The sequence below is a fragment of the Alcaligenes faecalis genome (assembly GCF_002443155.1).
Classification (GTDB): Bacteria; Pseudomonadota; Gammaproteobacteria; order Burkholderiales; family Burkholderiaceae_B; genus Alcaligenes; species Alcaligenes faecalis.
The window spans coordinates 1,862,245-1,874,729 of the sequence record NZ_CP023667.1 but is presented as its reverse complement, the minus strand read 5'-3'; the positions used below and the strand labels follow the sequence as shown (position 1 = coordinate 1,874,729).

At 58.2% G+C, this 12,485-nt stretch carries 8 protein-coding genes; 3 read left to right on the top strand and 5 right to left on the bottom strand.

What is annotated here, in order from left to right:
* Positions 1 to 36: 36 nt before the first annotated feature.
* The 5 genes from CPY64_RS08735 to CPY64_RS08715 are packed head-to-tail and all read right to left on the bottom strand — an operon-like array spanning position 37 to position 5,993.
* Entirely contained in the window at positions 37 to 648 is a 612-nt protein-coding gene (locus CPY64_RS08735) for an SCO family protein (protein ID WP_042480828.1), read from the bottom strand.
* A gap of 15 nt (positions 649 to 663) precedes the next feature.
* A complete protein-coding gene (locus tag CPY64_RS08730) occupies positions 664 to 2,736 on the bottom strand; it encodes a M3 family metallopeptidase (RefSeq protein WP_042480825.1) in 2,073 nt (690 codons plus the stop codon).
* 15 nt (positions 2,737 to 2,751) lie between these two features.
* A complete protein-coding gene (gene folD, locus CPY64_RS08725; protein ID WP_042480821.1) occupies positions 2,752 to 3,615 on the bottom strand; it encodes a bifunctional methylenetetrahydrofolate dehydrogenase/methenyltetrahydrofolate cyclohydrolase FolD in 864 nt (287 codons plus the stop codon).
* Positions 3,616 to 4,239, bottom strand: coding sequence for a response regulator transcription factor (locus CPY64_RS08720; RefSeq protein ID WP_042480818.1), 624 nt, complete (start codon positions 4,237 to 4,239; stop codon positions 3,616 to 3,618).
* Positions 4,236 to 5,993, bottom strand: coding sequence for a PAS domain-containing sensor histidine kinase (locus CPY64_RS08715; RefSeq protein ID WP_042480816.1), 1,758 nt, complete (start codon positions 5,991 to 5,993; stop codon positions 4,236 to 4,238). Before CPY64_RS08715 ends, CPY64_RS08720 begins: the two co-directional genes overlap by 4 nt.
* Before the next feature lie 267 nt (positions 5,994 to 6,260).
* Between CPY64_RS08715 and aceE the strand changes: the two genes are divergently transcribed.
* Genes aceE through lpdA form a run of 3 tightly spaced genes read left to right on the top strand, consistent with a single transcriptional unit; the run spans position 6,261 to position 12,466 of the window.
* Entirely contained in the window at positions 6,261 to 8,969 is a 2,709-nt protein-coding gene (gene aceE / locus CPY64_RS08710; RefSeq protein WP_042480814.1) for a pyruvate dehydrogenase (acetyl-transferring), homodimeric type, read from the top strand.
* A gap of 11 nt (positions 8,970 to 8,980) precedes the next feature.
* On the top strand, positions 8,981 to 10,678 hold the full coding sequence (gene aceF / locus CPY64_RS08705; RefSeq protein WP_042480813.1) for a dihydrolipoyllysine-residue acetyltransferase: 1,698 nt from the start codon (positions 8,981 to 8,983) through the stop codon (positions 10,676 to 10,678).
* Positions 10,679 to 10,687: 9 nt separating this feature from the next.
* Positions 10,688 to 12,466 (top strand): dihydrolipoyl dehydrogenase, encoded by a 1,779-nt coding sequence (lpdA, locus tag CPY64_RS08700; protein WP_042480811.1) that lies wholly within the window; start codon positions 10,688 to 10,690, stop codon positions 12,464 to 12,466.
* Positions 12,467 to 12,485 lie beyond the last annotated feature (19 nt).

The window sequence follows — 12,485 nt, the reverse complement described above, 5'->3', positions numbered from 1 at the left end:
GGTCTGATCTGAGGTTTGATTCAGGGCCAAGCCCGTTTAGTTCAGCAAACTGCGCACCCCATCGGCCAGAACCTGCACCGATTCGGTGTCCGGTGCCAGATACCGCGCTCGGCCTTGTTGATCGAAGATATATACGCCACGGCTGTGCGAGACCTCGTAGTTCTCGGGCGCTTTGGGATCGGGCTTTTCAATCTGGAAGGCTACCCGGTAACGACGGGCCAGATCGGCAATTTGCTTTTCAGAGCCTGTCAGTCCTGTGGTGTGCTTGCCATCAAAGGCGGCCACATAACGGGCCAGGGAGTCGGGCGTATCGCGGTGGGGGTCCACACTGACAAAGATGATGCGCACCTGCTCGGCATCGTTCCCCAGTTCTTCCATGACCAGGCCCAGCTGGGCCAAGGTGGTAGGGCAAATATCCGGACAACTGGCATAGCCAAAAAACATCATGACGACTTTATCCTTGAAGTCATCCTGGGTGACGGTTTTGGGACCAGCCGCTTGCAGGGACAAGCGCAGATCGGGCAGGAAGCCGCGTACGGGATGCAGATTGGCAGCGGCAGCGCTGCCTAGCAGGAACAAGCCCAGCGCCAGTGTCAGGCCAAACTGTTTAAACAAGACAAGAATGGACTTTGCTGGGCTGGGTATCATGGACGTCCTCTGGGTTTAGGCTGGCTCTGGAGTGAGCCCGCTGTGACGGAGCAGGGCGGTAATTGAAGGATCGCGGCCACGGAAAGCACGGAAGGAGTCGGCAGCCGGGCGCTCGCCCCCTACGGACAGAATCTCCCGCCAGAAGCGATGACCCGTATTGCTGTCGAGGGTATCACGTGCCCCATCCGAGTGGGTATAGGCTTTTTCCTCAAAGGCCGAGTAGGCGTCGGCGGACAGGACTTCAGCCCATTTGTAGCTGTAGTAACCCGCGCCGTAGCCACCCGCAAACAAGTGCGAGAACTGATGCGGGAAACGGTGCCACTCAGGCGGGAACAGCACGGCGACTTCCTGGCGTACCTGATCCAGAATTTCCATGACGGCATCAATGCTCAGGCCGCTGTCACGCGAGTGAATCAGCATGTCGAACAGGGAGAACTCCAGCTGGCGCACCATTTGCATGCCGCTCTGGAAGTTGCGGGCCAGGTTCAGCTTGTTGTAGAGCGCACGGGGCAGGTGCTCGCCGGTTTCCACGTGGGCAGTCAGCATCTGCACGACAGGCCATTCCCAGCAGAAATTCTCCATGAACTGCGAAGGCAGTTCGATGGCGTCCCATTCCACGGCGGAGAAGGCCGAAGCGGCCGGATCGTCCACACGCGAGAGCAGGGTATGCAGGGCGTGGCCGGATTCATGGAACAAGGTGATCACATCGTCATGCGTGAGCAGGGCGGGGCGACCGGGCTGGGGTTCGGCAAAGTTGCACACCAGGTAGGCAATAGGCAGGCACAGCTCTTCACCCAGGCGACGACGGCTGCGTTCGCTATCCACCCAGGCACCGCCTTGCTTGCCTTGACGGGCGTGCAGGTCCATGTACAGGTAGCCCAGCACCTTGCCGTCGGAAGCCATGACTTCAAAAGGACGCACGGCAGGGTGCCAGACGGGGGCGTCGGCGGCACGCAGTGTTACATCAAACAAGCGCTGAATGACTTTGAACAGGCCGCTCAGCACAGCAGGTTCGGTGAAGTACTGTTTGACCTCGTCTTCCGAGTAGGCGTAGCGCTGTTCGCGCAGACGCTCGGCGCTGAACGGTACATCCCAGGCTTGCAGGGTTTCCAGACCCAGCTCTTTCTGGGCAAAGGCTTGCAGCTCGTCCAGATCCTGGCGGGCGTAGGGACGGGCCTTGGCGGCCAGATCGCGCAAGAAGCTCATCACCTGTTCAGGGGTGTCGGCCATGCGGGTTTCCAGACGCATATGGGCGTAGCTGGCAAATCCCAGCAGGCTGGCTTCCTGGGCGCGCAGGTTCAGCAGCGTTTCAATGGCCTGGGAGTTATCAAATTGGGTATCGCCTTGGTCGGAGGCAATGGTGGTATAGGCCCGGTACATCAACTCGCGCAAGGTCTGGTTGCGTGCGTATTGCATGACAGGCAGGTAGCAAGGCATTTTCAGCGTCAGACGCCAGCCTTGCTGATCGTTTTCCTGAGCAGCGCGTTGGGCAGCGGCCAGCACGTCGTCCGGGATACCGTCCAGCTCGGCCTGGTCGGTGACCAGGTAATGCCACTGATCAATGGCATCCAGTACGTGCTCGGAGAATTGCTGCGAAGTCTGTGCCAGCTCTTCGGAAATACGGGCATAGTCATCACGCGCCTGACCTTCCAGTTGCACGCCACTCAGGCGGAAATCGCGCAGGGCCAGGGTAATGATGCGTTGGCGCTGGGGCGTCAGAGCGGCAAAGGCCGGGCTGTCGGCCAGCGCCTGATAACGCAGGAACAAAGGACGGTTCAAGCCCACCCAGGTCGAGAACTCGCTCATGCGCGGCAGGCACTGGTTGTACACCGTGCGCAGCTCGGGCGTATTGATGACCGAGTTCAGGTGACCGGCCACCGACCAGGCGCGATACAAGGTTTCGGTGGCGTCGGTGATGGGCTCGACGATGTTGTCCCAACTGGGTTCGCTATCGTCGTTGGAGACTGTGTCTACGGCTTGGCGGGCCAAGGCCAGCAGTTGGTCCACCGCCTGCTCGATGTGCTCGGGCTGGATGGCGGGATAGTCAATAAGACTGTCGATAGGAACCAGTAAGGGATTTGTCGTCATAAACCGTTGATTAAATTAAAGACTGATGTTGGCCGAGCGTTCGGCCGCTTCCAAAGTGTTGACCAGCAGCATGGCAATGGTCATGGGGCCCACGCCGCCAGGTACGGGCGTAATGGCCGAAGCCACTTCGCTGGCGCTGGCAAAGTCCACGTCACCGCACAGCTTGCCATCGGCACCGCGGTTGATACCGACGTCAATCACGACGGCACCGGGCTTGATCATATCGCCGGTAATGATGCCGGGACGGCCTACGGCAGCCACCAGCACATCGGCGCGGCGGGTCTGGGCAGCCAGATCACGCGTTTTGGAATTACAGAGGGTGACGGTAGCGCCCGCAGCGAGCAAGAGCATGGCCATGGGTTTGCCCACGATATTGCTGGCACCGACCACCACGGCTTCTGCACCGCGCAGCGCCACGTTTTCGGACTCCAGCATCTTCATGACACCGTAGGGCGTGCAGGGGGCAAACAGCGGCTTGCCTGTCATGAGCATGCCGGCATTGCTGACGTGGAAACCATCCACGTCCTTGTGCGGAGCAATGGTTTCAATCACCTTGTGCTCGTCCAGGTGGGCGGGCAGGGGCAATTGAACCAGAATGCCGTGCACCGAGCTGTCCTGATTCAAGCGGGTGATCAGGGCCAGCAGCTTGGTTTCGGTGGTGTCAGCCGGCAGGCGGATGATTTCGGACTTCAGGCCGGCGGCTTCACACGCCAGGCCCTTGTTGCGTACATAGACCTGGGAGGCCGGATCTTCACCGACCAGCACCACGGTCAAACCGGCTTGAATGCCGTGGGTTTGTTTCAGCTTGGCAACACGTTCTGCAACGTCCGCCTTGATGGCCGTGGACAGCTTTTTTCCATCAATAATGCGAGCACTCATTTACGCATCCTCGGACTTGGTGAGGGCGATTTTCATGAGGTCGGCAACCGTAGTGACTTCCAGTTTTTCCATGATATTGGCGCGATGCGCTTCGACAGTTTTAATGCTGATGTTCAAGTCCCCAGCAATCTGCTTGTTCAGGCGACCGGCAACAATGCGTTCCAGCACTTGCTGTTCGCGCGCTGTCAGGCGGCCCAGGACTTCTTGTTGATCTTTTTGCGCCTGCGCTTGCGAGGCACGCGCCGTAGCCTGTTCGATCATGCGGCTGACAATGGTGCGCAGATCGGCTTCGTTAAAGGGTTTTTCCAGAAAGTCGATAGCGCCTTTCTTCATGGTGCTCACGGCCATGGGCACGTCACCGTGGCCGGTAATGAACACAATCGGGATGTTCGACTTGCGAGCGATCAGGGCTTCCTGCAGCTCCAGGCCGCTCATGCCGGGCATGCGCACGTCCACAATCAGGACGGCTACCTGGGCGGGGTCGTAGGCGCCCAGAAACTCTTCGCCCGATGCAAAGCAGCGGACCCGGTAGCCATTGGCTTCCAGGAGCCAGCGCAAGGAGTCCCGTACGGCTTCGTCGTCATCGACTACGTAAATGGTGCATGGCATTTGCGGGCTGGTCATTCGGGTATCTCCAGTTTGTTATCAAGGGTGTCCGCTACATCCGGTGCCGCACAAGGTAGACTGAAACGGAAAATCGTTCCACCCTCTGGATTGCCGACTGCCCACAGGCGGCCGTGATGCGATTCAATAATTGTGCGACAGATATTCAGGCCCATCCCAAGGCCTTCGGACTTGGTACTGTAAAACGGTTCAAAGAGGCGCTCGGGGTCTTTCAAGCCATGACCGCGATCGATGACGGCCATCTCCAAAAGCGATTCTTGTTGGGTAATCACCAATTGAAGCACATGATGCTCGCTGTGTTCCATGGCTTCGATCCCATTTTTGAGCAGATTCAATAATACCTGTTCTATGAGAATGGGGTCGGCAATGACGTCAGGAACCGGATCAGGAATGCTCAATTCAATTTCAATTTGGCGCTTGCGGGCGTCGATTTCGGCAAAGCCGACGGCATTTTCCACAATACGCATGACCTTGACGCGGACGCGGCGCGGTTCGCTACGCTTCACAAATTCACGAATGCGGCTGATGATCTTGCCCGCGCGCTCGGCTTGCTGGGCCGCTTTTTCCAACGCGGCCAGCAGGGTTTCAGGCTGGTAGCGACCGGATTTCAGCATGGCGACTGCACCCATGCTGTAGTTATTGATGGCCGTCAGCGGCTGGTTCAATTCGTGCGCCAGCGAGGAAGCCATTTCGCCCATGGTGGTCAGGCGGCTGGTCAGCTGCACTTTTTCCTGCTGAATACGTGAGGCTTCTTCGTGCTTGCGACGGTCGGTAATGTCGCGCGCCACTTGCAGACGCACACGACGGCCATCCGTCCAGGCCAGCATACGGTGATGGACTTCAAACCAGCGGGCCGCCGATTCGGAGTAGATCTCTACGGTTTCATCCGTAAAGCGACCCAGACGGCCACCCAGCAGTTCAGCGTGGCCATTGGATTGGGCACCAAAGAAGCGACGATAGGTACGGTTGGCAAACAGCAACTCCAGGCCGTCGGAGGTATCGGCCACTACGGAAATGGCATCATCCAGACCTTCCAGCACCGTCATGAAGCGTTCATGCGCGGCGGTCAAGGCTTCGCGAATGCGCTTGGGTTCGGTAATGTCCGTCATGGAGGTCATCCAGCCGATCTGCTCTCCATTAGGGGCACGCAGGGGCGAGACATACATACGGGCGGTAAAGCGTGAGCCATCGCGGCGTTGAGCCTCCACTTCCAGACCACTGCTGGGCGTGCGGCCAGACAGCAAAAGATCCAGGGTTTCCTGGTGCTGTTGATGACGACCGGGTAACCAGTAAGGGAAAGGGGCGGTGCGACCGACCAGATCGGCCTCATTCCAGCCAATCATTCTGCAAAAAGCCGGATTCACATAAGCGATGCGGCCCTGCATGTCAAAAACGCGCATCCCCGTGGACATGGAGTTTTCCATGGCACGCCGGAAACCCGTCTCGGCGGTTTGTGCTGCCTCGGCATGGGTGCGGAAGCGGGTATAGCGCCACAGGGCCAGCAAGCTGACCACAATCACCAGGGACAGGGCCAAAATCACCATCATCAGGCGTTGCTGGCGCGTTTCCTGATCGATGGTCACAAACATGACGCTATCGTTTTGCAAACGCTGCAGCCACAGGAATACCCCCATGACACAGAGGTAGAGAAACAGCACGACAACCGGTGTCAGCCAATAGAATCCACGCCGATTCTGCTTGGCCTGATCATAGAAGGTTGAAGGGATCAGAGACTTTTTGGGATGAGTAGCCATAACAGCAAGAAAAGAAGTATGGCTGGATTGTAATGTAGGGCTATTTTTTTTAGTGATATTTCGTATTATGAAAACACATACCATAAAATGAAATTTTGCTTGAGCGTTTCTGTGTTCTTTCCTAGAATGGTTTGGTGCAGGCGTACCCCGCCTTGAACGCTCACAGTCCGCAATACCCGCTTCGGTCAGGATCGCTTTACTTCTTATTAGATGGGCGGCTCAGCGTCGAGCAAGACCGGACTACTACCACATATATGGAGACACTATATGTCCTCAACCCAAGACAATAGTTCGGCTCAGGTCAGTCAAGACCAAGCCCTAGAAACAAAAGAGTGGCTTGACGCCCTGGAAGCGGTGGTGGACCGTGAAGGCCCGGCCCGTGCTCACGATCTGATCGAAAAGCTGATCGATCTGGCCCGTCGCTCCGGCGCTCACATCCCGTTCTCGCCCAACACGGCTTACGAGAACACGATTCCTCCCGGTCTGGAACCTGCCCACCCGGGCAATCTGGTGCTCGAAGAGCGTATCCGTTCCTACATCCGCTGGAACGCCATGGCCATGGTGGTGCGCGCTAACCGTGAAACCCCTCCCGATGGCGGCGGTCTGGGCGGTCACATTGCCTCGTTTGCTTCTCTGGCCACCATGATTGGCTGCGGTCAGAACCATTTCTGGCATGCTGAAACCGAAGATCGCGGCGGCGATATGGTGTTCTTCCAGGGCCACTCCTCGCCCGGTATTTACGCCCGCGCCTTCATGGAAGGCCGCATCTCCGAAGAGCAGCTGAACAACTTCCGTCAAGAAGTCGATGGCAAAGGTTTGCCATCCTACCCGCATCCCAAGCTGATGCCCGAATTCTGGCAGTTCCCCACCGTCTCCATGGGCCTGGGCCCATTGATGGCGATCTACCAGGCGCGTTTCCTGAAGTACCTGCATGCCCGTGGCATTGCCGATACCAGCGGCCGTAAAGTCTGGGTGTTCCTGGGCGACGGCGAGATGGACGAACCCGAATCCCTGGGCGCCATTGGTCTGGCTGCACGTGAAAAGCTGGACAACCTGATTTTTATCGTGAACTGTAACTTGCAGCGTCTGGACGGTCCTGTACGCGGTAACGGCAAGATCATCCAGGAACTGGAAGGTACCTTCCGTGGTGCTGGCTGGAACGTGCTGAAACTGATCTGGGGCGGTTACTGGGATCCATTGCTGGCCCGCGACAAGGAAGGCATCCTGCGCAAGGTCATGGAAGAAACCGTGGACGGCGAATACCAGGCCTACAAGGCCAACGACGGTGCCTACGTTCGCGAGCACTTCTTTGGCAAGCACCCCAAGCTGCTGGAAATGGTCAGCCGCATGAGCGACGAGGACATCTGGCGCCTGAACCGTGGCGGTCACGATCCTCACAAGGTGTACGCTGCGTTTGACGCCGCCACCAAGCACGAAGGTCAGCCTACCGTTATTCTGGCCAAGACCATCAAGGGCTACGGCATGGGCCACGTTGGTCAGGCCAAGAACCCCTCGCACCAACAAAAGAGCCTGGATCTGGACGCCGTGCGCGAATTCCGCGACCGTTTCAACATCCCGGTTCCTGATGACAAGCTGGAAGAGCTGCCTTACTTCAAGCCAGCTGACGACTCTCCAGAAATGCAATACCTGCACGCCCGCCGTCAGGCATTGGGCGGCTACCTGCCCAAGCGTCGCAACAAGGCCGATGAACAGCTGACGGTGCCAACACTGGATGCGTTCAAGCCCATGCTGGAAGCCACTGCCGAAGGCCGTGAAATTTCCACGACCCAAGCCTTTGTGCGTTTCTTCAACACCTTGCTGCGCGACAAGCAGGTCGGTCCTCGTGCCGTACCTATCCTGGCTGATGAATCCCGTACCTTTGGTATGGAAGGTCTGTTCCGTCAGATCGGTATTTACGCACCGGAAGGCCAGAAGTACACCCCGGTCGATAAAGACCAGGTCATGTACTACCGCGAAACGGCCAATGGTCAGTTGTTGCAGGAAGGTATTAACGAGCAGGGTGCATTCAGCTCCTGGATTGCGGCGGCCACGTCGTACTCCAACAGCAACCGCATCATGATCCCGTTCTTCATTTACTACTCCATGTTCGGCTTCCAGCGCTTTGGCGATCTGGCCTGGGCAGCGGGTGACATGAAGGCACGCGGTTTCGTGCTGGGCGGCACTGCCGGTCGCACCACCCTGAACGGTGAAGGTTTGCAGCACGAAGATGGCCACAGCCATATTCAGTCCTCGCTGATTCCTAACTGCGTATCCTACGACCCAACCTTCGCTCACGAAGTGGCTGTCATCATGCAGCACGGTCTGAAGCGCATGGTTCAGGATCAGGAAGACGTGTACTACTATGTCACGCTGATGAACGAGAACTACGCTCAGCCCGGTCTGGTTGAAGGCGACGAAGAAGGCATCCTGCGCGGCATGTACAAGTTCAAGTCGGTTGCCAAGGACAGCAAGCTGCGCGTTCAACTGATGGGTTCGGGCACGATTCTGCGCGAAGTGATCGCTGCACAGGAACTGCTGGAAAAAGACTGGGGCATTGGCTCTGATGTCTGGAGCGTGACCAGCTTTACCGAATTGCGTCGTGATGGTCTGGATTGCGAGCGTGCTGCGCTGTTGAATCCTGAAGGCAAGGATCTGCCCGTACCTTACGTGACGACTCAGCTGGCCAAAACCGACGGTCCTATTGTGGTCTCCACCGACTACATCAAGGCCTTTGGCGACCAGATTCGTCCGTTCGTACCCAAGGATCGCACGTTCAAAGTGCTGGGTACCGATGGTTTCGGCCGTTCCGACTACCGCTTCAAGCTGCGCGAGCACTTTGAGGTTGATCGTCACTTCGTGGTGCTGGCTGCTCTGCGCGCTCTGGCTGAAGACGGCAAGATTCCGTTCAGCAAAGCGTCCGAGGCGATTGCCAAATACGGCATCAATCCTTCCAAGGCCAACCCGCACCACGCATAAGGGACTGAACCATGAGCAATATCATTCAAGTCAAAATCCCGGATATCGGTGCTGACGACGCTGTCGAAGTGATCGAAATCCTGGTCAAGGAAGGCGAGACCATTGAGGTCGAGCAAAGCCTGATCACCGTGGAGTCCGACAAGGCCTCCATGGAAATCCCATCGTCCGACGCTGGCGTGGTCAAGTCGATCAAGGTCAAGCTGGGCGACAAGGTTAAGGAAGGCAGCCTGGTTCTGGAACTGGAAGCCGCCGAAGGCGCGCAGGCCGCGCCTGCCGCTGAGCCTGCCAAGGCTGAAGCTGCTCCCGCTCCTAAAGCTGAAGCTGCGCCCGCAGCGGCTCCTGCCGCTGCCGCGGCAGCGCCGGCCGGTGGTGAACAGCAAGTTACCGTTCAAGTGCCTGATATTGGCGACGCCCGCGATGTGGACGTTATCGAAATCATGGTGCAAGTGGGTGACACCATTGAAGTGGATCAAAGCCTGATTACCGTGGAATCGGACAAGGCTTCCATGGAAGTGCCGTCTTCCCACGCCGGTGTGGTTACGGCCATCAAAGTGAAACTGGGTGACAAGGTCAGCCAGGGTAGCGACATTCTGGAACTGACAGTGCAAGGTGCTGCTGCAGCTCCTGCGCCAGCCAAGGCCGAAGCGGCTCCTGCTCCTAAAGCAGAAGCGGCTCCCGCTCCTGCTGCCCCTGCTGCCAGCTCCTCGGTGGTGGTCGGTGCCGGTGCGCCGGCTCCAGAGCGTGTGTCGCCTACGGCTTCCTTTGCCGAGGCGGAAGGCTCCCTGCGCAATCTGCCTCACGCTTCGCCTAGCGTGCGCAAGTTCGCTCGCGAACTGGGCGTGGATCTGAGCAAGGTTCATGGCTCGGGTAATAAAGGTCGTATTACGGCTGACGACGTGCGTGGCTTCGTGAAGCAAGTCATGGCGGGCGGTGCTGCTCCGGTGACGGCGGCGGGTACCGCTGCCCAGGTCGGTGGTCTGGATGTGCTGGCCTGGCCCAAGGTCGACTTTGCCAAATTTGGCCCGGTCGAAACCCAGGCTCTGTCGCGCATCAAGAAGATTTCGGGTGCCAACCTGCATCGCAACTGGGTCATGATTCCTCATGTCACCAATAACGATGTGGCCGATATCACCTCTCTGGAAGCTCTGCGCAAAGAGCTGAATGAGGAATACAAGAAGTCCGGCGCTCGCGTCACCATGCTGGCTTTCGTCATCAAGGCTGCCGTGGCTGCCCTGAAGAAATTCCCCGAGTTCAACGCCTCGCTGGACGGCGATAATCTGGTGCTCAAGCAGTACTACCACATCGGTTTTGCCGCTGATACGCCTAACGGTCTGGTTGTGCCGGTTATCCGTGATGCCGACAAGAAAGGCATTCTGGATATCGCTCGTGAAACGGGCGAACTGGCCGCCGCTGCCCGTGACGGCAAGCTGAGCGCAGCCCAAATGCAAGGCGGTTGCTTCACCATTTCCTCGCTGGGCGGTATTGGCGGTACGGACTTCACACCCATCATCAATGCGCCAGAAGTGGCCATTCTGGGTCTGTCGCGTTCCTCCATGCAGCCAGTCTGGAATGGCAAGGAATTTGAGCCACGCCTGATGCTGCCTCTGTCCCTGTCCTACGATCACCGCGTTATCGATGGTGCCGCCGCCGCCCGTTTCAATGCCTTCCTGGCAACGATGCTGGCCGACTTCCGTCGCATCGCACTGTAAGGAGTTGTCATGAGTCTGATTGATCTGACGGTCCCGGATATCGGTGACTCCGGCGAGGTGGATGTTATTGAAGTGCTGGTGCAGGTTGGTGATACCGTCGAAGTCGAGCAAAGCCTGATCACCGTGGAGTCCGACAAGGCCTCTATGGAAATCCCTGCCGCCCAGGCAGGGGTGATCAAGGAATTGCTGGTCAAAGTGGGTGACAAGGTCTCCCAGGGTTCGGCCATTGCCAAGATTGAAGCGTCGGAGGGCCAAGCCGCTCCTGCTGCTGCACCCGCTAAACAAGAAGAAGCGCCTAAAGCAGCGGCGGCTCCTGCCGCTGCCGCTCCGGCTGCAGCACCTGCTCCGCAGGCTGCCAGCCATCAGGGTGCTGCGGATGATTCCGTGGATGTGGTCGTTCTGGGCGCTGGCCCTGGCGGTTACAACGCAGCTTTTCGTGCCGCTGACCTGGGCCTGAAAGTAGCTCTGGTCGAGCGTTACAGCACCTTGGGTGGTGTGTGTCTGAATGTGGGTTGTATTCCTTCCAAGGCCTTGCTGCATACCGTAGCGGTCTACGAGGAAGCCAAGTCCCTGGCGACGCACGGCATCAAGTTCGGTGAAGCGCAAATCGACATCGACGCGCTGCGCGATTACAAGAACAAGGTGATCGGCAAGTTGACCGGCGGTCTGGCCGGTATGGCCAAGGGACGCAAGGTACAGGTTGTGGTCGGTAACGGCCAGTTCCTAGACCCCAACCACATCGAAGTGACCGCCAACGACGGCACCAAGAAAGTGATCAAGTTCGGTTCGGCCATTATTGCGGCCGGTAGCCAGTCGGTAAAACTGCCATTCCTGCCTGACGATCCACGCGTGGTGGACTCCACCGGCGCGCTGGAACTGAAGTCCGTGCCCAAGCGCATGCTGATCGTGGGCGGTGGCATCATCGGTCTGGAAATGGGTACGGTGTACTCGGCTCTGGGCGCACGCCTGGACGTGGTGGAAATGCAAACTGGTTTGATGCCAGGTGCAGACCGCGACGTGGTCAAGGTGTGGGAGAAGATGAACAAGCATCGCTTCGACCACATGATGCTGGAAACCAGCACCGTGGCCGCCGAAGCCCGCGAAGACGGCATCTGGGTGACTTTCGAAGGCAAGAACGCGCCGGCCGAGCCGCAGCGTTACGACCTGGTTCTGCAAGCCGTGGGCCGCTCGCCCAATGGCAAGAAGATCGGTGCCGAGAAAGCCGGTGTGCAGGTTACCGACCGTGGTTTCATCCAGGTTGACAAGCAACAGCGTACCAACGTGCCGCACATCTACGCGATTGGCGACATTGTGGGTCAGCCCATGCTGGCACATAAGGCCGAGCACGAAGCGCATGTGGCTGCTGAAGTCATCGCCGGTGAAAAATCCTTCTTTGACGCCCGCGTGATTCCTTCGGTGGCTTACACCGATCCGGAAATCGCTTGGGTGGGTTTGACAGAAGATCAGGCCAAGAAAGACGGTATCAAGGTCGAGAAGGGCGTGTTCCCATGGGCTGCCTCGGGTCGTGCCATTGCCAACAACCGCGACGAAGGCTTTACCAAGGTTCTGTTCGATGCTGAAACTCACCGTATCGTGGGCGGCGGTATCGTCGGTACCAATGCGGGCGAGCTGATTGGCGAGCTGGTGCTGGCTATCGAAATGGGCGTGGACCCGGTCGATCTGGCCAAATCCATCCACCCGCACCCCACCTTGTGCGAGTCGGTCAGCAAGGCTGCTGCCGTCGCAGAAGGGACGTGCACGGACTTGCCTCCCACACGTCGCAAGTAATACCAGTATTCGCCTGATA